Source organism: Streptomyces sp. NBRC 110028, assembly GCF_001417735.1.
Taxonomy (GTDB): Bacteria; Actinomycetota; Actinomycetes; order Streptomycetales; family Streptomycetaceae; genus Streptomyces.
In genome coordinates this window covers 189,156-215,102 of sequence record NZ_BBUZ01000034.1, presented here as the reverse complement: position 1 = coordinate 215,102, position 25,947 = coordinate 189,156, and the positions used below count along the sequence as shown (strand labels likewise).

17 protein-coding genes are annotated in these 25,947 nt (G+C 71.3%); 12 read left to right on the top strand and 5 right to left on the bottom strand.

Going from position 1 to position 25,947, the window contains the following annotated elements; all coding sequences use genetic code 11:
* Positions 1-251: 251 nt before the first annotated feature.
* Complete coding sequence (locus ASC60_RS27485) at positions 252-1,463, bottom strand: proline-rich domain-containing protein (RefSeq protein ID WP_055555496.1); 1,212 nt, start codon at positions 1,461-1,463, stop codon at positions 252-254.
* Between the two features lie 149 nt (positions 1,464-1,612).
* Here ASC60_RS27485 and mtnA point away from each other — a divergent pair, with 149 nt between their 5' ends.
* The 7 genes from mtnA to ASC60_RS27450 all read left to right on the top strand — a co-directional run bounded on the left by mtnA (position 1,613) and on the right by ASC60_RS27450 (position 10,200).
* Positions 1,613-2,773, top strand: a complete 1,161-nt coding sequence (gene mtnA / locus ASC60_RS27480) for an S-methyl-5-thioribose-1-phosphate isomerase (protein ID WP_055555492.1) — start codon at positions 1,613-1,615, stop codon at positions 2,771-2,773.
* Positions 2,770-3,447 (top strand): two-component system response regulator MtrA, encoded by a 678-nt coding sequence (gene mtrA, locus ASC60_RS27475; protein WP_055555491.1) that lies wholly within the window; start codon positions 2,770-2,772, stop codon positions 3,445-3,447. Before mtnA ends, mtrA begins: the two co-directional genes overlap by 4 nt.
* Before the next feature lies 1 nt (position 3,448).
* A complete protein-coding gene (gene mtrB, locus ASC60_RS27470; protein WP_304956820.1) occupies positions 3,449-5,485 on the top strand; it encodes an MtrAB system histidine kinase MtrB in 2,037 nt (678 codons plus the stop codon).
* Entirely contained in the window at positions 5,475-7,343 is a 1,869-nt protein-coding gene (locus tag ASC60_RS27465; RefSeq protein WP_234357171.1) for an LpqB family beta-propeller domain-containing protein, read from the top strand. The genes mtrB and ASC60_RS27465 overlap by 11 nt, the downstream gene beginning before the upstream one ends.
* A 127-nt stretch (positions 7,344-7,470) precedes the next feature.
* Positions 7,471-8,241, top strand: a complete 771-nt coding sequence (locus ASC60_RS27460; RefSeq protein WP_055555489.1) for a ComF family protein — start codon at positions 7,471-7,473, stop codon at positions 8,239-8,241.
* A 318-nt stretch (positions 8,242-8,559) separates the two neighbouring features.
* The gene (gene hpf / locus ASC60_RS27455; protein ID WP_055555544.1) at positions 8,560-9,252 is read left to right on the top strand and encodes a ribosome hibernation-promoting factor, HPF/YfiA family; all 693 of its coding nucleotides are present in this window, start codon (positions 8,560-8,562) and stop codon (positions 9,250-9,252) included.
* 210 nt (positions 9,253-9,462) lie between these two features.
* A complete protein-coding gene (locus ASC60_RS27450) occupies positions 9,463-10,200 on the top strand; it encodes a response regulator transcription factor (RefSeq protein WP_055555488.1) in 738 nt (245 codons plus the stop codon).
* Positions 10,201-10,221: 21 nt separating this feature from the next.
* On the opposite strand, the gene ASC60_RS27445 is transcribed toward ASC60_RS27450, so the two are convergent.
* Positions 10,222-11,403 carry a winged helix-turn-helix domain-containing protein gene (locus ASC60_RS27445; RefSeq protein WP_055555486.1) on the bottom strand — a complete coding sequence of 394 codons (1,182 nt, stop codon included), beginning with the start codon at positions 11,401-11,403 and terminating at the stop codon, positions 10,222-10,224.
* A gap of 54 nt (positions 11,404-11,457) precedes the next feature.
* Positions 11,458-12,057, bottom strand: a complete 600-nt coding sequence (locus ASC60_RS27440) for a GNAT family N-acetyltransferase (protein ID WP_055555542.1) — start codon at positions 12,055-12,057, stop codon at positions 11,458-11,460.
* A 242-nt stretch (positions 12,058-12,299) separates the two neighbouring features.
* On the opposite strand from ASC60_RS27440, the gene secA reads away from it, so the two are divergent.
* Positions 12,300-15,140 (top strand): preprotein translocase subunit SecA, encoded by a 2,841-nt coding sequence (gene secA, locus ASC60_RS27435; RefSeq protein WP_055555484.1) that lies wholly within the window; start codon positions 12,300-12,302, stop codon positions 15,138-15,140.
* 48 nt (positions 15,141-15,188) lie between these two features.
* Here secA and ASC60_RS43325 read toward each other — a convergent pair whose 3' ends face one another.
* The gene (locus ASC60_RS43325; protein WP_234357170.1) at positions 15,189-15,761 is read right to left on the bottom strand and encodes an Rv3235 family protein; all 573 of its coding nucleotides are present in this window, start codon (positions 15,759-15,761) and stop codon (positions 15,189-15,191) included.
* A gap of 393 nt (positions 15,762-16,154) precedes the next feature.
* Between ASC60_RS43325 and ASC60_RS27425 the strand changes: the two genes are divergently transcribed.
* Both ASC60_RS27425 and ASC60_RS27420 read left to right on the top strand, forming a co-directional pair.
* Complete coding sequence (locus ASC60_RS27425; RefSeq protein WP_055555482.1) at positions 16,155-16,661, top strand: hypothetical protein; 507 nt, start codon at positions 16,155-16,157, stop codon at positions 16,659-16,661.
* A gap of 16 nt (positions 16,662-16,677) precedes the next feature.
* Positions 16,678-17,346 (top strand): HAD family hydrolase, encoded by a 669-nt coding sequence (locus tag ASC60_RS27420; RefSeq protein WP_055555480.1) that lies wholly within the window; start codon positions 16,678-16,680, stop codon positions 17,344-17,346.
* Positions 17,347-17,460: 114 nt separating this feature from the next.
* Here ASC60_RS27420 and ASC60_RS27415 read toward each other — a convergent pair whose 3' ends face one another.
* Complete coding sequence (locus tag ASC60_RS27415; protein ID WP_055555538.1) at positions 17,461-18,042, bottom strand: DJ-1/PfpI family protein; 582 nt, start codon at positions 18,040-18,042, stop codon at positions 17,461-17,463.
* Positions 18,043-18,470: 428 nt separating this feature from the next.
* Here ASC60_RS27415 and ASC60_RS27410 point away from each other — a divergent pair, with 428 nt between their 5' ends.
* Both ASC60_RS27410 and ASC60_RS27405 read left to right on the top strand, forming a co-directional pair.
* The gene (locus ASC60_RS27410) at positions 18,471-23,444 is read left to right on the top strand and encodes an NAD-glutamate dehydrogenase (protein WP_055555478.1); all 4,974 of its coding nucleotides are present in this window, start codon (positions 18,471-18,473) and stop codon (positions 23,442-23,444) included.
* Positions 23,445-23,617: 173 nt separating this feature from the next.
* Positions 23,618-25,912 carry a bifunctional glycosyltransferase/CDP-glycerol:glycerophosphate glycerophosphotransferase gene (locus tag ASC60_RS27405; protein ID WP_055555477.1) on the top strand — a complete coding sequence of 765 codons (2,295 nt, stop codon included), beginning with the start codon at positions 23,618-23,620 and terminating at the stop codon, positions 25,910-25,912.
* Positions 25,913-25,947 lie beyond the last annotated feature (35 nt).

The window sequence follows — 25,947 nt, the reverse complement described above, 5'->3', positions numbered from 1 at the left end:
CGGCGCCAGGTTCCCAGTCGAACTGATGTATCACTGGATCGGGTGAAACGGGGCCCGAGCCCTGGCGCGGCGTGTGTCAGACCGCTCAGAATCGCCAGCAGGAGGGGTGAGGAGAGCGGGGGCTCATGGTGAAAGCGGTGCAGGCGACACAGGTCAGGAAAGCGGTGGAGATGGCGTCAGGGCCCGCTGTGGGGCCGGTTCCGACGCCATTACCCGCCACTGTCACCACAACCATCTCAGCCATCACGACATCAGTCGCCGTAGCCGGCGGCACGGACGAGGTCGAGGTCAAGTGCCTCGCGGCGGATGCGCTGGTCCATGTACAGGAGAGCGGTCACACCGGCGCTGATCGGAAAGGTGATGGCCGAGCTGATCACTCCGCCGATGCCGACGACGATCAGGAAGGCCCAGCCGACGGAGACGGACTCGCCGGACAGGTAGTCGATGGCGCCGTCCCCGCCGAACGCCATCGCGACGGCGCTGGTCGGGACTTCGACGATGGCGGCCACGATGAAGACCAGCACGATGGAGAGCAGCTGGATGCCGAAGACCCGCCACCACGCTCCGCGTACGAGCTTGGCCGAGCGGCGCAGGGCGGAGATGATCCCCTGCTTCTCCAGCATCAGCGCGGGGGCGGCGAGGCTGAAGCGGATCCAGAGCCAGATGGCGACGCCCGTGCCCGCGAGAGCTCCGAGCGAGGCGAGCGCCGCGCCCTCGCTGGGCACACCGACCGCTGCGAGGAGCAGCCCCGGCGCCATGCCCACACTGATGACGGCCGCGGCGATGGCCGGGATGAGCAGGAGCAGGCCGCACAGCTGAAGCAGGCGCGGCCGGGCGTCGCCCCAGGCCTCGCCGGTGGACACGGGCCGCCCCAGGACTGCCCGGGCGGTGACCATGGTCAGCAGGGCGGTCGTCACGATCGTGCCCAGCACACCGACGAACAACGTCACCGAGCTGCTGCCCATCGCGCTGCGGACGGACTCCAGCGTCTCCCCGAGCGTGGGATCCGGCTTGTCGACGGAGCCGGTTCCGGAAGTAGTGCGGAACCACAGACCGGTGACGACGGTGATCAGCCCCTGGGCCACCACCGAGACGGCGAGCGAGATGCCGAGGACCGTGCGCCAGTGAGCGCGCATCGTGGCGATCGCGCCGTCCAGGATCTCGCTCACACCGAGCGGGCGGAGCGGGATGACACCGGGGCGGGGCGCGGGCGGGGCCTGTCGCCAACCGGTGCCCCAGCCGCCGCCGTTCGCCGGTCCGGCCGGATGCGTAGGCGGCGTGGAGATGCCGCCGTCGGGGGCCGTCCAGCGTCCCGCTGGGGGTTGCTGCCTGGCCCAGGTGGTGCCCCGAGCCGGCCGCTCCTGCGCGGGGTGGCCGACGGGCTCGTTCGGCTGCTGACTGCCGTGGTCGGGCTCGTCGGAAGGGGACGATCCGGGCGGAGCCCAGCCCGGAGAGTCGTTCATCGTCGCTCCGTAGGTTGTTCCTTGGCCGGTCGCGGATGCGGTGACGGCCGGTTCGTAGCCATCGTGCCACGGTGTGTTGCGGTTCGTACCGGGCGCCGGGGTGGGCTGACTACTTCATTAGTCGGCACCGCAGGGGGCAGACTGGGCGGATGGCTGATCAGCACCGGGGATCCCCGGAAGGCGCCGCAGCGCCCACTGCTTTCGCACTGCGCTGGGAGGAACCACCGGAGGGGCCCGTGGTGGTGCTCCTCGACCAGACCCGGCTTCCGGCCGAGGAGGTCGAGCTGGTGTGCACGGATGTGCCGATGCTGGTGGAGGCGATCCGCTCGCTCGCCGTACGGGGAGCCCCGATACTCGGCATCGCCGGGGCCTATGGGGTCGCCCTCGCCGCGGTGCGCGGATTCGATGTGGATGAGGCCGCCGAATCGCTCGCCCATGCCCGTCCCACCGCCGTCAACCTCGGCTATGGCGTGCGCCGGGCCGCCGCCGCGTACCACGCGGCGATCGGGGACGGGGCGGCCCCTGACCGTGCCGCCGCTGCCGCGCTCGCCGAGGCCCGCACCCTCCACGGTCAGGACGCCGAGGCCAGCGAGCGCCTGGCCGAGCACGGCCAGGCGCTCCTCGATGAGCTGTTGCCCGCCGGGGGCTACCGCATCCTCACCCACTGCAACACCGGAGCGTTGGTCTCCGGCGGTGAGGGCACCGCCCTGGCCGTGGTCAAGGCGGTGCACCACGCCGGGCAGCTGCGGCGGCTGTGGGTGGACGAGACCCGTCCGCTGTTCCAGGGCTCCCGCCTCACGGCGTACGAGGCGGCCCGGGACGGGATGGCGTACACGCTGCTCACCGACAACGCGGCCGGGTCGCTGTTCGCGGCGGGAGAGGTGGACGCGGTGCTGATAGGCGCGGACCGCATAGCCGCGGACGGTTCGGTGGCCAACAAGGTCGGCAGCTATCCGCTCGCGGTGCTGGCCCGCTACCACCATGTGCCGTTCATCGTGGTGGCCCCGACCACCACGATGGACCCGGACACCCCCGACGGGGCGGCGATCGAGGTCGAGCAGCGGCCCGGACATGAGGTGACGGACGTCATAGTGCCGCATGCTCCGGCCGGCCCCGGGGCCGAGGCGGCGATGGGAGTGCCGGTCGCCCCCCTGGGGACACAGGCGTACAACCCGGCCTTCGACGTCACACCGCCGGAGCTGATCACCGCGATCGTCACCGAGCGCGGTGTCGTCGCGCCCGTCACCGAAGGGGGTATCGCGGAGCTGTGCTCCAGGTCACGATCAGGTAATGGGATGATGGCCTCATGAAGGGACGCGTCCTTGTCGTCGACGACGACACCGCACTGGCAGAGATGCTCGGCATCGTGCTGCGCGGCGAAGGCTTTGAACCGTCGTTCGTCTCGGACGGCGACAAGGCCCTTGCCGCCTTCCGCGAGGCCAAGCCGGATCTGGTGCTGCTCGACCTCATGCTGCCCGGACGGGACGGGATCGAGGTATGCCGGCTGATCCGGGCCGAGTCCGGGGTGCCGATCGTCATGCTCACCGCCAAGAGCGACACGGTCGACGTGGTGGTCGGGCTGGAGTCCGGTGCCGATGACTACATCGTCAAGCCGTTCAAGCCGAAGGAGCTGGTGGCCCGGATCCGGGCGCGGCTGCGGCGGTCCGAGGACCCGACGCCGGAGCAGCTGCAGATCGGCGATCTGGTGATCGACGTCGCCGGGCACTCGGTGAAGCGGGACGGGCAGTCGATAGCGCTGACCCCGCTGGAGTTCGATCTTCTGGTGGCGCTGGCCCGTAAGCCGTGGCAGGTGTTCACCCGCGAGGTGCTGCTGGAGCAGGTCTGGGGTTATCGGCACGCGGCCGACACCCGGCTGGTCAACGTGCATGTGCAGCGGCTGCGCTCCAAGGTCGAGAAGGACCCGGAGCGGCCGGAGATCGTGGTGACCGTGCGCGGCGTCGGCTACAAGGCCGGGCCCAGCTGAGATGACGGGTGGCGGCACGGCTCCGCGGCCCCAGGGTTCGGGAGGCGGGGCGCCGGAGAGCGGCCGGGCGGGGCGACCCGATCCGGCGGGCGACATTCCGCTGCTCCGGCGGCTGTGGAGCGGCGGGCATCTGCTGCCCGACGGTGCCTCCGGCGGACCGGCCCATCCCTTGATCCGGTTGTTCGGCCGGTGGGTGCGCCGTCCGCTCCTGCCCGCTGCCCGGCTGTGGCGGCGGAACATCCAGCTGCGGGTGGTGGCCACCACGCTGTTGATGTCGCTCGGAGTGGTGATCCTGCTCGGCCTGGTCGTCATCGGGCAGGTGCGCAACGGGCTGCTGGACGCCAAGCGGCATGCCGCGCAGGGCCAGGCCGTCGGCGGGTTCGAGGTGGCCGAGCAGATGGCCGACCGTAAGAGCGATTCCGGTGGTCAGGACGGTGCGGGGCCCGGCAGCCGGGGCGCCCAGGACGCGGGGGCGTGGCTGAACGCCCTGGTGGAGCAGTTGGCCAGTGGTGGTAAGGGCGCGTACTCGGTGGTCGCGCTCAGCTCCGACTCCGGGGAGACGCCCTATGTGGCCAGCCGTGGCCCCCGGGCCTCCGGTGACGTCAAGGCGGACAGCGTGCCCGCCGATCTGCGGCAGCGGGTGGACGAGGGCCGGACCATGCCGTACGAGCAGTACGGGCGGATCGAGCACCTCGGCTCCGGCGACAGCGAGGCCGCGCTGATCATCGGCAAGCGGCTGGACGACAACCACGGCGACGCCTATCAGCTGTACTACCTCTTCCCCTTCACCCAGGAGGAGAAGTCGCTGAGCCTGGTGAAGGGCACGCTGGCCACGGCCGGGGTGTTCGTGGTGGTCCTGCTCGGCGCCATCGCCTGGGTGGTGGTGCGGCAGGTCGTCACGCCGGTGCGGATGGCGGCGGGGATCTCCGAGCGGCTGGCGGCCGGTCTGCTGCAGGAGCGGATGAAGGTCACCGGGGAGGACGACATCGCCCGCCTCGGCGAGGCGTTCAACAAGATGGCCCAGAACCTCCAGCTCAAGATCCAGCAGTTGGAGGAGCTGTCCCGGATGCAGCGGCGGTTCGTCTCGGACGTCTCCCATGAGCTGCGCACACCGCTGACGACCGTGCGGATGGCGGCGGACGTCATCTATGAGGGGCGTGAGGACTTCGACCCGATCACGGCGCGCTCGGCCGAGCTGCTGTGGGGCCAGGTCGACCGGTTCGAGTCGCTGCTCTCCGATCTGCTGGAGATCAGCCGGTTCGACGCGGGCGCGGCCGCCCTGGAGGCCGACCAGATCGATCTGCGCGATGTGGTGAACCGGGTGGTCGACGGGGCCGAGCCGCTGGCCGACGCCAAGGGCACCCGGATCCTGGTGCGGGGCGCCGAGGCGCCGGTGGTCGCTGAGGCGGACGCCCGTCGGGTGGAGCGGGTGCTGCGCAATCTGGTGGTCAACGCCGTGGAGCACGGCGAGGGCCGGGACGTGGTGGTGCGGCTCGCGGCGGCGGGCGGCGCGGTCGCCGTGGCCGTGCGGGACTACGGGGTGGGGCTGAAACCCGGCGAGGCGACGCGGGTGTTCAACCGCTTCTGGCGGGCCGACCCGGCGCGCGCCCGGACGACCGGTGGCACCGGCCTCGGTCTGTCGATCGCGGTGGAGGACGCGCGGCTGCACGGCGGCTGGCTCCAGGCGTGGGGCGAGCCCGGTGGCGGTTCGCAGTTCCGGCTGACGCTGCCGCGCGCCGCGGGCGATGTGCTGCGCGGTTCGCCGATCCCGCTGGAGCCCGAGGACTCCCGGCGCAACCGGCTGCCCGGCGGCGGGAACGGCGGGCAGGCGCAGCCCGCGGCGGAGCGGCTGGCCTCGGTGCCCGCGCAGCCCCGCTCCGCGCTCCCGCCCGCCGACGCCCCGGTGCCCTCCGCCGATCCGACGGCGCTGCCCGGGAACGGGGCCCGGGTGGTGCGTGGCGCCACGGAGCCGTCGCACCGGGAGCACCGGGAGCGAACGACACCGAACGAAGGGGAGGGCCGCCCCCGTGGGCGCTGACCGTGCCGACAGCCACCGTTCCCGCTCCGGCGCGCGCCACCGCGTGCGGGGCACGGGCACGTTGCTGGCATGTGGTGTGCTGCTGCTGTCCGGTTGTGCCTCGATGCCCGACAGCGGGGACGTGCGCCGGGTGGACTCCTCGCCGCGCTCGGACGTGGATTCGCAGGTCCGGGTGTACGGGGTGAGCCCGGGCAAGGGCGAGCAGCCCGCGGAGCTGGTCTCCGGCTTCCTGGAGGCCACGACGAGCGACGAGGAGAACTTCGCCACCGCGAAGGAGTATCTGACCCGGGGCGCCTCCAAGGACTGGGATCCGTTCGCGCGGACCACGGTGCTTGAGCAGGCGCCGGACGTGCGGGTCGAGACCGACCCCGCCGACCGGGACGGCGACAGCAAGACGGTCGTGCTGTCGGGCAAGCGGATCGCCACGGTGGACGCGACGCACGCCTACCGGCCCGATGAGGAGAGGTACGAGCAGCGCATCCATCTGACCCTGCGCGGGTCGGAGTGGCGGATCGACGGGCCGCCGCCGGGGCTGGTGCTCGGCGAGTCCGATTTCCAGCGCATCTACCACTCGGTGAACAAGTACTACTTCGCGAAGCTGGGGCCGGACGGCGAGGACTCGCGGGTGGGGGACGAGGTCCTGGTCGCGGATCCGGTCTATTTGCGGCGGCGCATCAATCCGGTCACGGCGACCGTCAAGGCGCTGCTGGACGGCCCGACGGACTGGCTGGAGCCGGTGGTCAGCACGGCGTTCCCGGCCGGTACGGCGCTCGGCCGGCACACCGACCGGCTGTCGCTGGACGATTCGAACGCGCTCAAGGTCCGGCTGAGCGATCAGGCGGCGGGGATCAGCCCGGGCCGGTGTGCCCGGATGGCGGCGCAGACGCTGTTCACGGTGCAGGACCTCTGGGAGGGGTCGGACGAGGTCAGCGGGGTGCGGCTGGAGCGGCAGAGCGGCTCCGAGCTGTGCGCGCTGTCGAGCGACGCGGCGCGCGCGTACGCCCCCGCCCAGGTCATCGGGCGGCCCCAGCACCAGTACTTCGTGGACGCGCAGCACCGAATGGTCCGGCTGTCCGACGACGAGGACAAGCCGCGGCCGGTGCCGGGGCCGTTCGGCGCCGAGGGCGCGGGGCTGGGCACGGTGGCGGTCTCGCGCGACGAGCGGGACGCCGCGGCGGTCAGCCAGGACGGCCGGTCGCTGTATGTGACGGAGCTGTCGTCCGGCGCCGAGCGGGGCCGGGTGCGGGTGCACAGCCAGGGTGGCAGCCCCGAGCAGGGGCTGACGGCGCCCAGCTGGGACGGGCTGGGCGGGCTGTGGGTGGCCGACCGGGATCCGCAGCGGCCGCGGCTGCTGCGGCTGCGGGGCGATACGGGCCAGGCGGACGAGGTCGGGCTGCCGGCGCTCGACGGTGGCCGGATCACGGCCCTGCGGGTGTCGGCGGACGGCACGAGAATCGCGATGCTGGTCAAGCGGGACGGGCATACGACGCTGCGGCTGGGCCGGATCGAGCGGCGGGGCACGGCGGCCCATCCGAAGCTGTCGGTGCGGGCGCTGCACGCGATCGCGCCGAAGCTGCAGGACGTCGACACCGCGTCCTGGGCGGGGGACAGCCGGCTGGTGGTCGCGGGTCGTGAGTCGGACGGCGTGCAGCAACTGCAGTACGTGGAAACGGACGGCTCTCCGGCGGATCTGCCGGAGGTGCCGGGGCCGAACGGGGTGGAGACGGTCGCCGCCTCGGAGGACCAGACCCGGCCGCTGCTCGCCGAGACCAGGGAGAACGGGATCGTCCGGCTGTTGCCGAACACGGACTGGAAGACCGTGGACGAGGACGGTTCCGGGCCGGTGTACCCCGGATAGCCGTAGGGCGTGCGTGGTGGCGGCTCGGCAACCGTCTGCCCCGCCGTGGGGGCGGCTGGTTGTCCACATGCGCGTGGTTTTCCACAGGGGGTGGCGGCCCGGCCGGTGTGACGGGACAGTGGGGGCCATGCGGGGCTGGTGGCAGGAGATCGCCGATCTGGTGCTGCCGGCCGACTGCGCGGGGTGCGGTCGGCCGGGTGTCCCGCTGTGCGACCGGTGCCATGCGGTGCTGCGCGGGTCCGGGGCGCGCCGGGTGCTGCCGAGCCCGGTGCCGCCGGGGCTGCCGGTGGTCCACGCGGCGGTGGATTACGTGGACGAGGCCCGCGCGGTGCTGCTCGCGCACAAGGAGCGGGGAGCGCTGCGGCTGGCGGGGCCGTTGGGCGAGGCGCTGGCCGACGCGGTGCGGGCGGCGGCCAGCGGGGCCCTGCCCGGGGTGGGGGGAAGCCCGCCGCTCCTGTTGGTGCCGGTGCCCTCGGCGCGGCGTGCGGTGGGGGCGCGGGGCCATGATCCGGCCCGGCGTATCGCGTTCGCGGCGGCGGGTGTGCTGCGCCGCGCGGGGTGCCCCGCGCGGGTGCCGGCGGTGTTGCGGCAGCGGCGCCGGGTGACCGACCAGTCGGGGCTGGATGCCCGGCAGCGCCGGGAGAACGTGACGGGGGCGCTGGAGGCCGTGCCGGGCGGTGGGCGGCTCCTGGTGGCGGGCCCGGTGGTGCTGGTGGACGATCTGATGACGACGGGGGCCTCGCTCGCGGAGGCGGCCCGGGCGGTGGCGGAGGCGGGCGGACGCGTGGTGGGCGGGGCGGTGGTGGCCGCGCCGCCGGACTCCGCGCCTTCGGGGCTTCCCGCCCCGTCGACGACTTCCGGCCGTCTCAGACCCTTCGCGAGCGGTAAGCGGAACTGAATACGAAGCCGCGTCGTTGCAGGCTGTAAGGATGCCAAGCACCTGATCGGAGGTACGGCCCGGTAGGGGGTGCCGACATCCGTCCGGGCGAGCTATGTTCGGTTGTGAGGAGTGGCAGGTGCTATGACTCGCAAATCCGCTTGGCGTGCTTTTGGGTGCTTTCTTGTGAGTCGTTGGACGAAACGGGGTGGACTTCTTCCCCGTGGGAAGGAGAGGTGAAAGCTGCCAAGCCGGTGGCTCCGGAAGACGCCGGAGCCTAGTGCACAAGGGATTGAGCTCCGGTGGATGATCCGGAGCGACCCGGGAACGGAGTTCTGCGTGGACATCGTCGTCAAGGGCCGTAAAACAGAGGTGCCCGAGCGGTTCCGGAAGCACGTGGCCGAGAAGCTGAAGCTGGATAAGATCCAGAAGCTCGACGGCAAGGTGATCAGCCTCGATGTCGAGGTGTCCAAGGAGCACAACCCGCGTCAGGCCGATCGGTCCGACCGTGTGGAGATCACCCTTCGCTCGCGCGGCCCGGTCATTCGGGCGGAGGCCGCGGCGGCCGATCCGTACGCGGCGCTGGACCTGGCGGCCGGCAAGCTGGAAGCGCGGATGCGCAAGCAGCACGACAAGCGCCACACCCGGCGTGGCAACGGTCGTATTCCGGCCAGCGACGTGGCCATCACGGTGCCCAATGCGGCACGTATCAACGGGCACGGCGAGATCGCCGCCCAGCGCACCCCGTCGGACACCGTGCCGACCACCCGGATGGGGCCCCTGGAGGTCCAGGGCGAGGGCCCCCTCGTGGTCCGTGAGAAGACTCACGCCGCGGTCCCGATGACGCTCGACCAGGCTCTCTACGAGATGGAGCTGGTCGGGCACGATTTCTATCTGTTCGTCGACTCCGACACCAGCCAGCCCAGCGTCGTCTACCGGCGGCACGGCTATGACTACGGGGTCATTCATCTTGAGCCGGAGGCGTTCGCCGGGGAGGAGCCCGGGGGTGCCGGCGGTGCGCTCGGCGCCTGAGGCGACCTGAGCGTCGACCGCCTCTGGGCGGGCGCACAGAGAGTGAGCGGGATCGCGCGGCGTATGCGCCGCGCGGTCCCGTGGCCGGTCCGGGCATGAAATCATGGCTCGACGGCCAACCGGTATGGGGAAACGACTGGTTGAGGCCGCACCGCACCGTGCACCACAGAGTGCAGACCGCAAGGGCCATGGCCTTCAGGGGGAGGAACGATGGCGGACAGCTTCGGGCCCATGTCCGACGAAGGCGATGACCAACGCCTGGGGCCGGACAGGGCCGAGTCGCGCAAGGAGCCGATCCGGGTCCTCGTAGTGGACGACCACGCTCTCTTCCGGCGTGGGTTGGAGATCGTCCTGGCCCAGGAGGAGGACATTCAGGTCGTTGGTGAGGCCGGGGACGGCGCCGAGGCCGTGGACAAGGCGGCGGATCTGCTGCCGGACATCGTCCTGATGGATGTGCGCATGCCCAAGCGCGGGGGGATCGAGGCATGCACATCGATCAAGGAAGTGGCCCCCAGCGCCAAGATCATCATGCTGACGATCAGCGACGAGGAGGCCGATCTCTACGACGCGATCAAGGCGGGCGCCACCGGCTATCTGCTCAAGGAGATCTCGACCGACGAGGTGTCGACCGCGATCCGGGCGGTGGCCGACGGCCAGTCGCAGATCAGCCCGTCGATGGCGGCCAAGCTCCTCACCGAGTTCAAGTCGATGATCCAGCGCACCGACGAGCGGCGGCTGGTGCCGGCGCCCCGGCTCACCGACCGTGAGCTGGAGGTGCTGAAGCTCGTGGCCACCGGCATGAACAACCGTGACATCGCCAAGGAGCTGTTCATCAGCGAGAACACGGTGAAGAACCACGTCCGGAACATCCTGGAGAAGCTGCAGCTGCACTCCCGGATGGAGGCCGTGGTCTACGCGATGCGGGAGAAGATCCTCGAAATCAGGTGAGCGGGCGGGGCCGGGCCGCGGTCAGCGAACCGCGGCCGCCAGCGGCGCGGCCAGCTCCGGCCGGTTGACGCGCTCGATCCGCACCGCGTCGCAGCCCACCCAGCCGGCGGCCTCGCGCAGCGCCTCCGCCATCGGCGCCACCGCCTTCGGGGAGTCCAGCGACACCTGCCGGGCCACCAGCGTGGTCCCCTCACGGGCCGGATCGACCCGGCCGAGCAGCCGCCCGCCCGACAGCAGCGGCATGGCGAAGTAGCCGTACACCCGCTTGGGCCGGGGCACATACGCCTCCAGCCGATGGCTGAAGCCGAAGATCCGCTCGGTGCGCGCCCGGTCCCATATCAGCGAGTCGAAGGGCGACAGCAGGGTCGTGCGGTGCCGTCCGCGCGGGGTGGTGGCCAGCGCCTCGGGATCCGCCCAGGCCGCCTTGTCCCAGCCCGCGACCGTCACCGGGACCAGCCCCGAGTCCGCGATCACCGCCTCCACCTGCTCCCCCTTGAGCCGGTGGTAGTCCGCGAGGTCCGCCCGGGTGCCCACGCCGAGGGACTGCCCCGCGAGCCGCACCAGCCGCCGCAGGCACTCCGCGTCGTCCAGGTCGTCGTGCAGCAGCCCGTCCGGGACGGCGCGCTCCGCCAGGTCGTACACCCGCTTCCAGCCGCGCCGCTCCACGCACACCACCTCGCCGTACATGAGCGCGCGCTCCACCGCGACCTTCACCGCCGACCAGTCCCACCACAGGCCGCCGTTCTTGGCGCCGCCCAGCTCGCTCGCGGTCAGCGGGCCCTCGGCCCGCAGCTGCGCCACCACCTTCTCGTACGTCCCGTCCGGCAGCTCGTGGTGCCAGTGCGGGCGGGCCCGGTAGGCGCGGCGCCGGAAGGCGAAGTGCGGCCACTCCTCGATCGGCAGCACACAGGCCGCGTGCGACCAGTACTCAAAGGCGTGGGTGCCCGTCCAGTACGCCGACTCGACCGCCTCGCGGCCGACCGCGCCCAGCCGCGCGTACGGAATCAGCTCGTGCGAGCGCGCCAGCACCGAGATCGTGTCCAGCTGCACCGCGCCCAGATGCCGCAGCACGCCGCGCACCCCGCCGCGCCGGTCGGGCGCCCCCAGGAGTCCCTGGGCGCGCAGCGCGATCCGGCGCGCCTCGTCGGCGGACAACGTGATCTCGGGCTTGGCGGGTCCGGACCCGGCGGCGGGATGCGTCATGCGCGCCACCGTAGTGGCGACCACCGACAACCCTCCACCACCTGCGGATATGCCTCAGGCCGGATGCGCGGCGGGGGCCGGGAGGTACGGCGTGGCCGACGGCAGCCCCCAGTCGGAGGGCAGCAGCGCGCCCCGCCAGGCGTCCCGCCGCGTGCCCTCGCGGACGATCCGCGCCCGGTCCGTCCCCTCCATCCGGAAGCCCACGGCGAGGGCGACCGCCCGCGACGCCTCGTTCCCGGCCTCGGTGCACCACTCCAGCCGCTCCACGCCCAGCCCGGTGAACGCCCACGCGGCCACCGCGCGCGCCGCCTCACCCGTGTAGCCGCGCCGCCGGTGCTCCCGTGCCGTCCAGTAGCCCAGTTCGGCCTGGTGCTCGGGGCCGCGCAGCCGGCCCAGCCGTACCAGGCCCATCGCCCCGATGAGTTCGCCCGTACTCCGGGTGAGCACCGCGAAGTTGTAGCTGCTGTCGTTCCGCCAGCCCTCCGGGCAGGTCCGCCGGACGAAGTCCTCGGCGTGCGCGCGTTCGTACGGAGCGGGCACGGTGGTCCAGCGCAGGATGCCGGGGTCCTGACAGGCGGCGTGGACCGCCGGGGCGTCGGATGGCCGGAAGGGGCGCAGCACGAGCCGCTCGGTGGTGAGGGTGACGGGCTCCATGGCCCGAGTCTGGGCCGCCCCCGCGCGGCGCCGCGACTGGTTTTGGCTCATTCGGGGGCACCCCGGCGCCTCCTCACGCGTTGACACGGTGTGGTGACACCGGGCCCGCGTGGTGACGGACCTCCCGGCCAGGCGGGGTCTGTCTTACGATGGCCGTTGCGGCGGGGCTTGTGCCCCTTGACAATGCCGCGCCAGCGCACCCCACAACCGTGCCAGGCCCGACCGGCAAGGAGCCAGCCTACGTGTCCGTCTTCAACAAGCTCATGCGTGCAGGCGAAGGAAAGATCCTGCGCAAGCTGCACCGCATCGCGGACCAGGTCAATTCCATCGAAGAGGACTTCCTGTCCCTCTCCGACGCCGAGCTGCGTGCCCTCACCGACGAGTACAAGGAGCGGTACGCCGACGGCGAAAGCCTCGACGACCTGATGCCGGAGGCGTTCGCGACGGTGCGCGAGGCCGCCAAGCGGGTGCTCGGCCAGCGGCACTACGACGTCCAGCTGATGGGCGGTGCCGCGCTGCACCTCGGGTACGTCGCCGAGATGAAGACCGGTGAGGGCAAGACCCTGGTGGGCACCCTGCCCGCCTATCTGAACGCGCTGTCCGGCAAGGGCGTCCACCTCATCACGGTCAACGACTACCTGGCCGAGCGTGACTCCGAGTGGATGGGCCGGGTGCACAAGTTCCTCGGCCTCGAGGTCGGCTGCATCCTCGCCAACATGACCCCGGCGCAGCGCCGCGAGCAGTACGCGTGCGACATCACCTACGGCACCAACAACGAGTTCGGCTTCGACTACCTGCGCGACAACATGGCGTGGTCGCAGGACGAGCTGGTGCAGCGCGGTCACAACTTCGCGATCGTCGACGAGGTCGACTCGATCCTGGTGGACGAGGCCCGTACGCCGCTGATCATCTCGGGCCCGGCCGACCAGGCCACCAAGTGGTACGGGGACTTCGCCAAGCTGGTCACCCGGCTGACCCGGGGCGAGGCGGCGAATCTGCAGAAGGGTCAGGAAGAGACCGGGGACTACGAGGTCGACGAGAAGAAGCGCACCGTCGCCATCCACGAGTCCGGCGTGACCAAGGTCGAGGACTGGCTGGGCATCGACAACCTGTACGAGTCCGTCAACACTCCCCTGGTCGGCTACCTGAACAACGCGATCAAGGCCAAGGAGCTGTTCAAGAAGGACAAGGACTACGTCGTCATCGACGGCGAAGTCATGATCGTCGATGAGCACACCGGCCGTATCCTCGCCGGTCGCCGCTACAACGAGGGCATGCACCAGGCGATCGAGGCCAAGGAAGCGGTGGAGATCAAGGACGAGAACCAGACCCTCGCCACGATCACCCTGCAGAACTTCTTCCGCCTGTACACCAAGCTCTCCGGCATGACCGGTACGGCCATGACCGAGGCCGCCGAGTTCCACCAGATCTACAAGCTGGGCGTCGTCCCGATCCCGACCCACCGCCCGCTCGCCCGCCTGGACCAGTCGGACCTGATCTACCGCACCGAGGTGGCGAAGTTCGACGCGGTCGTCGAGGACATCGTCGAGAAGCACGAGAAGGGCCAGCCGGTCCTGGTCGGCACCACCTCCGTGGAGAAGTCGGAGTATCTGTCGCAGCAGCTCGCCAAGCGCGGGGTGCCGCACGAGGTGCTGAACGCGAAGCAGCACGACCGGGAGGCGACGATCGTCGCCCAGGCCGGCCGCAAGGGCGCCGTCACGGTCGCGACGAACATGGCCGGCCGTGGTACGGACATCAAGCTCGGCGGCAACCCGGACGACCTCGCCGAGGCCGAGCTGCGCCAGCGCGGTCTGGACCCGGTGGAGCACGCCGAGGAGTGGGCGGCCGCGCTGCCCGCCGCCCTGGAGAAGGCCGAGGCCGCGGTCAAGGCCGAGTTCGAGGAGGTCAAGGAGCTCGGCGGGCTGTATGTGCTGGGCACCGAGCGCCATGAGTCGCGCCGTATCGACAACCAGCTGCGCGGTCGTTCCGGCCGTCAGGGCGACCCTGGCGAGTCCCGCTTCTACCTCTCGCTCGGCGACGACCTGATGCGGCTGTTCAAGGCGCAGATGGTCGAGCGCGTGATGGCCATGGCCAACGTCCCCGACGATGTGCCGATCGAGAACAAGATGGTCACCCGCGCCATCGCCTCCGCCCAGTCGCAGGTCGAGCAGCAGAACTTCGAGACCCGTAAGAACGTCCTGAAGTACGACGAGGTCCTCAACCGGCAGCGCGAGGTCATCTACGGCGAGCGCCGCCGCGTCCTGGAGGGCGAGGACCTGCAGGAGCAGGTCGGCCACTTCATGGACGACACGATCGACGCCTACATCCAGGCGGAGACCGTCGAGGGCTTCGCGGAGGAGTGGGACCTGGACCGGCTGTGGGGCGCGTTCAAGCAGCTCTACCCGGTGAAGGTGACCGTCGATGAGCTGGAGGAGGAGACCGGCGACCGCGCCGGGATCACCGCCGAGTTCATCGCCGAGGCCATCAAGGACGACATCCACCAGCAGTACGAGGCCCGTGAGGAGCAGCTCGGCTCCGAGATCATGCGCGAGCTGGAGCGGCGCGTCGTGCTGTCCGTGCTGGACCGCAAGTGGCGCGAGCACCTGTACGAGATGGACTACCTCCAGGAGGGCATCGGGCTGCGCGCGATGGCCCAGAAGGACCCGCTGGTCGAGTACCAGCGCGAGGGCTTCGACATGTTCCAGGCCATGATGGAGGGGATCAAGGAGGAGTCGGTCGGCTACCTGTTCAACCTGGAGGTCCAGGTCGAGCAGCAGGTCGAGGAGGTCCCGGTCGAGGACGCGGAGGCGAAGGCCACGCTCGACAAGGACGTACAGGACGCGGTCCCGGCGGGCGCGGGGGCATCGACGGGTCGTCCCGAGATCCACGCCAAGGGCCTGGAGGCCCCGCAGCGGCCGGACCGGCTGCACTTCTCGGCCCCGACGGTCGACGGCGAGGGCGGCATCGTGGAGGGCGACTTCACCAACGGTGACACCCCGCCCGCGCCGCGCTCCGAGTCCGACGGGCTGACCCGCGCGGAGCGGCGCAAGGCCAACAAGGGCGGCCGTCGCCGTAAGAAGTAGCGCGTACGCGGGCGCGTGAGAAGGCCGGGGCACGGTGCCCCGGCCTTCTCATGTCACCAGCGGGCCGAGGTCGACGGCGGCGCAGCGCCAGCGGGCGTCGGCGCCCAGTTCCAGACGGAACGCGAGCGCGCTCAGCCGGTCGCCGGAGGCGATCCGGGCGAACGCCTCGATCACCCCGTGCCGCGGCCGGTACTCCCCGCAGCGCCGTACGACGGGCGCGGCGCGTCCGGCGGCGGGGCGCAGCGGGGCGCGGGGCGCGAGGGCGATCAGCTGGTCGTAGGCGTCGGGGAGGGCGTGCCCGAGCAGGATGTGGACGGGGCGCTGGCCGCTGAGGGTGAGCAGCAGCCGGTGCGCGAACCAGTAGTGGGGCAGCCGGTCCCGCTCCCGCTGTACGGCGGCGAGGGCGGCCGTACGGGAGACGGCCGCCGTACGCCGCGTCGCGGTGCGGGTGCCGGGGTGGGACGCGGCCGCGCCGCCGGGTGCGCCGTCCGGGCGCCGTACGGTGGCGCCGCCCGGCCGCCGGGAGTCGCGGCGCCCCGGCGGCCCGCCGCTCCGGCGCCGGGCGGCGGTGCCCGTCGCGCCCCGGTCGGTCCGCGTCGCCGTCCGCGTGATCTCGTGCATGCGCCTCGCCGTCTCTGCCGGGCCCGGCGGAATACCGGGCGGTAGCTTCCGTTGGGGAGACTTCTACCGACGCGTTTCCGCCACCCGCAACGCCCGGCCCCGGGCGCCCGGCCCCGGCCCAGGGCTTCACCTATCCGGGGGAATCGATCCGGTGGAAGGGCTGGTGACGGCGTACGTGGCGGCGGGAGAGCCGGGGGCCGCGGGGCCCCGCGAATACCCCGAACGGGGACCGGCGGACCCGGGCCGGAGGCCCCGCCGCCGCGCTCGCGCTCTGGTGTGCCCTGGGTGCCTCAAGGTGCTCGGGCAGCCCCCCTGGCCGGTGAACCGAGCCCTTCCGAAATGGGGGCGGCACGTATCCTGGCGGGACCTGATGTCTCGTGAAAGCGGCGGCCCATGCGCGTCTACGTCCCCCTGACCCTCTCCGGTCTCGCCGAGGCGCACAAGGCGGGAGAACTGGGACCGGGGCCGCTGACCGCCTATGCCGTGACGCCCGCGCTGCGCGAGTGGTACGTGTCGGACGACATCGAAGAGCTGGAGTACGCGGCGCTCAGCCGGGCCGCGCAGGCGTCCCTGCGGCTGCTCGCCGTGGACCGGCAGGTGCCGCGGCGGCGCGTGGTGGTGGCCCTGGACGTGCCCGACGGGCAGGCGGCCGCCGATCCGGACCGGGGGCTGGACCCGTCCGCCCTGGGGGAGGTGCGGATCGCCGCCGCCGTGCGGCTGACCGACGCCGCGGCGGTGCACCTGGACGCCGAGGACGCCGAGCGGGACGTCGCCGCGGCGGCCGACGCGCTGGGCGCGGCGGACCTCGGGGACGACGACGCGCAGTTCACGGTGGACGGCGCGGAGGACCACGAGCTGATGTGGTACGCCACCCAGGAGATCCCCAACCTCATCGAGTAGGCCTTACTGTCGAGGGATGGGGACGAACCGTGTGACGCACATCGTGTGGGACTGGAACGGCACGCTCTTCCACGACATCGACGCCGTGATCCAGGCGACGAACGCCTCGTTCGGGGAGATCGGCCTGCCGCCGATCACGCTGGAGCGCTACCGGGAGCTGTACTGCGTCCCGGTCCCGCTCTTCTACGAGCGGCTGATGGGGCGGCTGCCCACCGACGCGGAGTGGGAGGTCATGGACGAGGCCTTCCACCGGCACTACTGGGCGCTGGCCGAGAGCGCGGGGCTGGCGCTCGGCGCCCGGGAACTGCTCGCGGAGTGGCAGTCGGCGGGGCTCACCCAGTCGCTGTGTTCGCTGGCGCCGCACGAGAACCTGATGCCCCTGGTGCGCACGCACGGCATCGAGCGCCACTTCGTCCGCGTGGACGGCCGCACCGGGCAGAGCACCACCGGCAAGGCCGAGCAGATGGTGCGCCATCTCGCCGCGCTGGAGAGGGTGCCGCCGCAGCGGATGGTGGTGATCGGGGACGCGGTGGACGACGCGGTGGCGGCCCGGCATGTGGGGGCGCGGGCGGTGCTCTACACGGGCGGCTCGCACAGCCGGGCCAGTCTGCTGGCCGCCGGGGTGCCGGTGGTCGACACCCTGGAGGAGGCCGTACGGGAGGCCGAGGCGCTGGCTGACAGCTGACAGCTGACACGTGACAGCGAACAGCCGGCGCATGACAGCTGACAGACAACGGCTGACACATGACAGCTGACAGCAAACAGCTGATGACTGACAGCTGACAGACGGTGAAATCTGTCAGCTGATCGGCGCCTTCGTCCGCAGCACCGCCAGAAACTCCCGCATCCACACCGGATGGTCCGGCCAGGCCCGCGACGACACCAGCGCGCCGTCCACCACGACCTCCGTGTCCTGGAAGGTCGCCCCCGCCGCCTGCATGTCCAGCTCCAGCGCCGGATACGCGGTCACCCGCCGCCCGGTCAGCCCGCCGACCGCCGCCGTCAGCAGCGGGCCGTGGCAGATCTGTGCCACCGGCTTGTCGGCGTCGAAGAACGCCTTGCAGATCTTCCGCAGCTCCGGGTCGTTGCGCAGGTATTCGGGGGCCCGGCCGCCCGGGATCACCAGGGCGGCGTACTGCCCCGGGTCGACGTCGGAGAAGGCGAGGTCGGCGGGGAAGCTGTAGCCGGGCTTCTCGGTGTAGGTGTCGTAGCCGTCCTCGAAGTCGTGCACCACGAAGCGCAGCGTTTTGCGGGAGGGGGCCGCGATGTGGACGTCGTAGCCTTCCTCGCGCAGCCGCTGGTACGGGTAGAGCACCTCCAGGGACTCGGCCGCGTCCCCGGTCACCAGCAGGATCTTCGCAGTCGCAGCCGTGCTGCTCATGCCGCCCACCTCCACGTTTCCACGCTTACCACCGTCGATGTCACCCTGCATCCGTACCGGGGCTTTGCCAAGAGCGCCTGACGAGCGGGCGCGCGCTCCCTCGCTGTGCGGTGTCGTCAAACATCGGGGCCGGGTTTTGTACACGAACGGCTCATGACGAGCCCCTGGGGAGGGGAGATAGCCTTACTGCGTGATCAGCGCGATAGTCCATGGGGGCAAGGAGGCCCTCGCTCCCAGCCCGGGGCGCCTCCGGGCCGGAGCCGCTGTCGCTGGTCGACGCCGCGTGGGGTCTTGGTCACTTACGGACCAGTACGCCGCGGCCTTCTCCCTATCCGGCATACCGTCGTACGTGACCGGATACCCCGAGTCGCGGCGTCATGCCACCGCTATCGATGTCACGCAACGGCGCGCGACAGGAGCCAGAGGACATGCAGACCAAGCTGGACGAAGCCAAGGCCGAGCTGCTCACACGGGCCGCCCGGGTCGCTGAGAACAGCCCTGCCGGGGGGCAACCACCGGTTCAGGGCCCGGGCCCGGAGACCCTGACCGCATACCTCCAGCACTACTACCTGCACACGCCACCGGAGGACCTCGCGGACCGTGACCCGGTCGATGTCTTCGGCGCTGCGCTTTCGCACTACCGGCTCGCCGAGGCGCGCCCCCAGGGCACGGCGAACGTACGGGTGCACACCCCGACCGTCGAGGAGCACGGCTGGACGTGCAGCCATTCGGTCGTCGAGGTCGTCACCGACGACATGCCGTTCCTGGTCGACTCGGTGACCAACGAGCTGACCCGTCAGGGCCGCGGGATCCACGTGGTGATCCACCCGCAGGTGGTCGTGCGCCGTGACATCACCGGCAAGCTGATCGAGCTGCTGGAGGCCACGTACGACCGCAAGGCCCGTGAGGACCTGCCGCACGACGCCGTCGTCGAGTCCTGGATCCACGTCGAGACCGACCGGGAGACCGACCGGGGCGACCTCAAGCAGATCACCGCCGACCTGCTGCGCGTCCTGTCCGATGTCCGCGAGGCCGTCGAGGACTGGGAGAAGATGCGCCAGTCGGCGCTGCGGCTCGCCGAGGTGCTGCCGGAGGAGCCCAAGGCCGCCGAGGTGCGCGACCAGGAGGTGGAGGAGGCCCGTGAGCTGCTGCGCTGGCTCGCCGACGACCACTTCACCTTCATCGGCTACCGCGAGTACGAGCTGACCCAGGCGCCCGCCGAGGCCGGTGGCGAGGAGGACGTGCTGAGCGCGGTGCCCGGCACGGGCCTGGGCATCCTGCGGTCCGACCCGGCCCACCGGGACAGCGGTGAGGGTGCCCATGACGGGGCCGCCCCGGTGTCCCCGTCGTTCAACCGGCTGCCCGCCGACGCCCGCGCCAAGGCCCGTGAGCACAAGCTGCTGGTCCTCACCAAGGCCAACAGCCGCGCCACCGTGCACCGGCCGTCGTACCTCGACTACATCGGCGTGAAGAAGTTCGATGCCGAGGGCAATGTGATCGGCGAGCGGCGCTTCCTGGGGCTGTTCTCGTCCGCCGCGTACACCGAGTCGGTGCGCCGGGTGCCGGTCATCCGGCGCAAGGTGGCCGAGGTGCTGGCGGGCGCCGGAGTCGGGGCCAACAGCCACGACGGCCGGGATCTGCTGCAGATCCTGGAGACCTACCCGCGCGACGAGCTGTTCCAGACCCCGGTCGACCAGCTCCGCACGATCGTCACCAGCGTGCTCTACCTCCAGGAGCGGCGCCGGCTGCGGCTGTTCCTGCGGCAGGACGAGTACGGGCGCTACTACTCGGCGCTGGTCTACCTGCCCCGTGACCGCTTCACCACCGAGGTGCGGCTGCGGCTGACGGACATCCTGCTGGAGGAGCTGAGCGGCCGCCCGCCGGTGGACTTCACCGCCCTCCACACCGAGTCGGTGCTGTCCCGGCTGCACTTCGTGGTCCGCGTCCAGCCCGGTACGGAGCTGCCCGACCTGACCGACGCCGATGTCGAGCGCATCGAGAACCGGCTGGTCGACGCCGCCCGCTCGTGGGCCGACGGCTTCTCCGAGGCCCTGGTGTCGGAGGTGGGCGAGGAGCGCGCCGCCGAACTGCTGCGCCGCTACCAGAACGCCTTCCCCGAGGGCTACAAGGCCGACCACACGCCCCGCGGCGCCGTCGCCGACCTCCAGCACGTGGAGCGGCTGACCGCCGAGGACAGCAAGCAGGACTTCGCGCTCAGCCTGTACGAGCCGGTCGGCGCGGCCCACGCCGAGCGCCGCTTCAAGATCTACCGGGCGGGCGGCCAGGTGTCGCTGTCGGCCGTGCTGCCGGTGCTCAACACGCTCGGCGTCGAGGTGGTCGACGAGCGCCCGTACGAGCTGCGCTGCTCGGACAAGAGCACGGCCTGGATCTACGACTTCGGGCTGCGGCTGCCGCTGCGCGAGGGCGAGACCCTGGCCGACGACGCCCGCGAGCGCTTCCAGAACGCGTTCGCCGCCGTGTGGACCGGCCAGGCCGAGAGCGACAACTTCAACCAGCTGGTGCTGGGCGCGGGTCTCGACTGGCGGCAGGCCATGGTGCTGCGCGCGTACGCCAAGTACCTGCGGCAGGCCGGTTCCACCTTCAGCCAGTCGTACATGGAGGACACCCTCCGCAACAATGTGCACACGACCCGGCTGCTGGTCTCCCTCTTCGAGGCCCGGATGTCGCCCGAGCGGCAGCGGGCGGGCCTGGAGCTGACCGACGCCCTGATGGAGGAGCTGGACGCGGCGCTGGACCAGGTGGCCTCGCTCGACGAGGACCGCATCCTGCGCTCCTTCCTCACCCTCATCAAGGCCACCCTGCGCACCAATCACTTCCAGAAGAACGCGCACGGCGAGCCGCATGACTACCTGTCGGTCAAGCTCGACCCGCAGGCCGTGCCCGATCTGCCCGCGCCCCGTCCGGCGTACGAGATCTGGGTGTACTCGCCGCGCGTGGAGGGTGTGCACCTGCGCTTCGGCAAGGTCGCGCGCGGTGGCCTGCGCTGGTCCGACCGGCGTGAGGACTTCCGTACCGAGATCCTGGGCCTGGTCAAGGCGCAGATGGTGAAGAACACGGTCATCGTGCCGGTCGGCGCCAAGGGCGGTTTCGTCGGCAAGCGGCTGCCGGACCCGTCGGTGGACCGGGACGCCTGGCTGGCCGAGGGCATCGGCTGCTACAAGACCTTCATCTCCGGTCTGCTCGACATCACCGACAACCTGGTCGGCGGTCAGGTCGAGCCGCCGCAGGACGTCGTCCGGCACGACGGGGACGACACCTACCTGGTCGTCGCCGCCGACAAGGGCACCGCGACCTTCTCCGACATCGCCAACGAGGTCGCCCAGTCGTACGGCTTCTGGCTCGGCGACGCGTTCGCCTCCGGCGGTTCGGCCGGTTACGACCACAAGGGCATGGGCATCACGGCGCGCGGCGCCTGGGAGTCCGTCAAGCGGCACTTCCGCGAGCTGGACCACGACACCCAGAGCCAGGACTTCACGGTCGTCGGCGTCGGTGACATGTCCGGTGACGTGTTCGGCAACGGCATGCTGCTGAGCGAGAACATCCGGCTGGTCGCCGCCTTCGACCACCGGCACATCTTCATCGACCCCAACCCGGACGCGGCCACCTCGTACGCCGAGCGCCGCAGGCTGTTCGAGCTGCCGCGCTCGTCCTGGGAGGACTACGACACCGGGCTGATCTCGGCGGGCGGCGGCATCCACCCCCGCACCGCCAAGGCCATCCAGATCACCCCGCAGGTGCGGGCGGCGCTGGGCATCGAGACCAAGGTCGCCAAGATGACCCCGGCCGACCTGATGAGGGCCATCCTCAAGGCTCCGGTCGACCTGCTGTGGAACGGCGGCATCGGTACGTACGTCAAGGCGTCCACCGAGTCGCACGCCGACGTCGGCGACAAGGCCAACGACGCGATCCGGGTGGACGGCCAGGACCTGCGGGTCAAGGTCGTCGGCGAGGGCGGAAACCTGGGCCTGACCCAGCTCGGCCGCATCGAGTTCGCCACCAACGGTGGCCGGATCAACACCGACGCGATCGACAACAGCGCCGGGGTGGACACCTCCGACCACGAGGTGAACATCAAGATCCTGCTCAACGCGCTGGTCACCGAGGGCGACATGACGGTCAAGCAGCGCAACAAGCTGCTGGCCGAGATGACCGACGAGGTCGGCGCGCTGGTGCTGCGCAACAACTACGCGCAGAACGTGGCCCTGGCCATCTCCGGCGCCCAGGCCCCCAGCCTGCTCCACGCCCACCAGCGGCTGATGCGCCGGCTGACGCGCGAGGGACGGCTGGACCGCGCGCTGGAGTTCCTGCCCTCCGACCGGCAGATCCGCGAGCGGCTGTCCGCCGGGCGCGGTCTGACCCAGCCCGAGCTGGCCGTCCTGCTCGCCTACGTCAAGATCACCGTGGCGGACGAGCTGATCGGCACCGGGCTCCCCGACGACCCGTACCTCCAGCGGCTGCTGCACGCCTACTTCCCGCAGGCGCTGCGCCAGACCTTCCCGGAGCACATCGACGGGCACGCGCTGCGGCGCGAGATCATCACCACGGTGCTGGTCAACGACACCGTCAACACCGCCGGTACGACCTTCCTGCACCGCATGCGGGAGGAGAGCGGGGCCTCCACCGAGGAGGTCGTGCGCGCCCAGACGGCGGCGCGGGCCATCTTCGAGCTGGGGGAGATCTGGGACGAGGTCGAGTCGCTGGACACGGTCGTCGCCGCGGAGTTCCAGACCCGGATGCGGCTGCACTCGCGGCGGCTCGTCGAGCGCGGCACCCGCTGGCTGCTCAACAACCGGCCGCAGCCGCTGGAGCTGGCCGGGACGATCGACTTCTTCGCCGAGCGGGTCGCCGCGGTGCGGGCGCAGCTGCCCAAGCTGCTGCGCGGCGGCGACATCGAGTGGTACCAGCGCATCCACGACGAGCTGACGGCCGCCGGGGTCCCGGACGATCTGGCGACCCGGGTGGCGGGCTTCTCGTCCGCCTTCCCGACGCTGGACATCGTGGCCATCGCGGACCGCACCGGCAAGGACCCCCTCTCGGTCGCCGAGGTCTACTACGACCTGGCCGACCGGCTGTCCATCAGCCGGCTGATGGACCGCATCATCGAACTGCCGCGGGCCGACCGCTGGCAGTCGATGGCCCGCGCCTCCATCCGCGAGGACCTGTACGCGGCCCACGCCGCCCTCACCTCCGACGTGCTGTCGGTCGGTAACGGCGGCTCGACGCCGGAGCAGCGCTTCAAGGCGTGGGAGCAGAAGAACGCCGCGATCCTCCAGCGGGCGCGGACCACGCTGGAGGAGATCCAGTCGTCGGAGACGTTCGACCTGGCGAACCTGTCGGTGGCGATGCGCACCATGCGGACGATGCTGCGTACGCACAGCTGACCCGGCTCGGCTCTCGACAGCGCCCCCGGCGGGTTTCATGCCCGCCGGGGGCGTTCTTCACCCGCTCGGCCGTCCCTTCATGGGCTTATCGGGCATATCGGGATGAACGACCCTACGGTGGTGCTCAGTGAGCGCTTCGCGCCTCGATCCGCCGTCGCGTCCCGAGGAGCCGCATGCCCCGCTTCAGCATCGTCATCGCCGCCTACCGCGTGCAGGGCTATCTGCAGGCCTGCCTGGACTCCGTGCTGACCCAGTCGTTCCGCGACCTGGAGGTGGTGGCCGTCGACGACTGCTCGCCGGACCACTGCGGCGCCATCATCGACGCCCGCGCGGCCCGCGACAGCCGGGTGGTGCCCGTGCACCAGCCCGTCAACTCCGGCCCGGGTCACGCCCGTAACGCCGGTGTCGAACGGGCCACCGGCGACTATCTGCTGTTCCTCGACGGGGACGACACCCTCGCGCCCGGCACCCTGGAGGGCCTTGCCGAACGGCTCGCCCTCAACGAGGACCCGGACATCCTCTACTTCAACCATGTGCGCACCTACTGGTCCGGGCGCACCGCCCCCAGCGTCTTCGGGGAGCTGCTGAACTCCGCGGGCACCGAGGTGTTCAACGTCCTGGAGCGCCCCGAATTCCTGCGGATCTTCGCGATGTCGTCCAACCGGGTCTACCGCCGCGCCTTCTACACCGGTCACGGTTTCTCGTTCAGCGAGGGAATCTACGAGGACGCGCTGCTGTCGTATCTGACGATGCTGTCGGCGCGGCGCATCGCCTGCGTGGATCTGGTCGGCCTGGAATACCGCCAGCGGCGGGTCGGTGCGAGCACGGGAAGTCCGGGTGAGAAACACTTCGTCATATTCGACCAGTACACCCGGCTCTTCGCCTTCCTCGACGAGCATCCGCATCTGAATCCGCTGCGCTGTCTGCTCTTCGAGCGGGCCGTGTCCCACTTCCTGTTCTGCCTCGACCGCCGTTCCCGGGTGGCGACGGCCGACCGGCCCCGCTTCTTCCGCCGGGCCGCCGCCTGGTACCGGACCCACATCCCGGACGGGTTCACGCCACCCGCCGGGGCCGAGTGGCGCTTCGCGGCGCTGGCCCGCGGCTCGTTCGCCCGCTACCGGGAGCACGAGATGGCGACGCGGGCCGTGGCCGGGGCCCGCAAGGCCAAGCGGGTGACCCGCGCGGCGCTGGCCGTACGGGGCAAACGCGCCCTGTACCGGGCCCACCGGCAGCGCCCGGCCGACCCCAACCTCGCCGTCTACAGCGCCTACTGGGGCCGGGGAGTGCTGTGCAACCCGGCGGCGATCTACTACAAGGCCCGCGAACTGGCGCCGCACATCCACGGGGTGTGGGTGGTCAGGAAGTCGGAGATCGACGCGCTTCCGGAGGACGTCGACTACGTCGTCACCGGCACCCGGGACTTCTACCGGACGGTCGCCCGCGCCACCTATCTCGTCAACAACGTCAATTTCCCCAATGACGTCGTCAAGCGGCCCGGCACGGTGCATCTGCAGACCTTCCATGGCACACCACTCAAATGCATGGGCCTGGACCAGCAGTACTATCCCGCCGCCGCGGCCGGAATGAGCTTCGGGAACCTCCTCAAGCGCATCGACCGCTGGGACTTCGCCCTTTCCTCGAATCCGCATTCCAGCGAGGTGTGGGAGCGGGTCTACCCCGCCTCCTACCGGCTGCTGGAATGCGGATATCCGCGCAACGACATCCTGGTCTCGGCCTCCGCCGACGACGTGCGGCGCGCCCGCGCCGGGATCGGCGTCCCGGAGGGCCACACCACCGTCCTCTACACCCCCACGATCCGCGACTACCAGAAGGGGTTCGCCCCCCGGCTGGACCTGGAGCGGCTCAGCCGCGCCCTGGGCCCCCGCACGACGCTCCTGGTGCGGGCCCACTACTCGTACCGGCCGTCGGCGGCGCTGCGCGCGCTCCACGAGGCGGGACTGGTGCGGGACGTGTCGCGCCATCCCCGGGTGGAGGAGCTGTGCCTGGCCGCCGACGCGCTGATCACCGACTATTCGTCGATCATGTTCGACTACGCCCTGCTCGACCGGCCCATCGTGATCTACGCGGACGACTGGGACATCTACCGGGCCTCCCGCGGCGTCTACTTCGACCTGCTGTCGGGCCGCCCCGGCGACACCCCGGGCGCGGTGGCCCGCACCCTGGACGAGCTGATCGCCGTCTTCCGGGAGGGCCGGTGGTGCGACGCCGAAGCGGCCGCGCTGCGCGCCGCGTTCCGGGCCCGGTTCTGCCCGTACGACGACGGCCACGCGGCGGAGCGCGTCGTACGGACGCTCATGCTCGGCGAGGACGTCACGGCGCGGCCGGTGGCCCACGGGCGGCCCGAGGGCCGTACGGTGCCGTCGCTGCCGGTGGCCCTGCCCGGGCACGGCGGCACCCTGCCCCCGCACACCGTGCAGCCCACCCGCGCCTTCCCCGACCGCGACTGATCCCCGTCGGCCCCCGAGCCTGGAGTCAGGAGCCC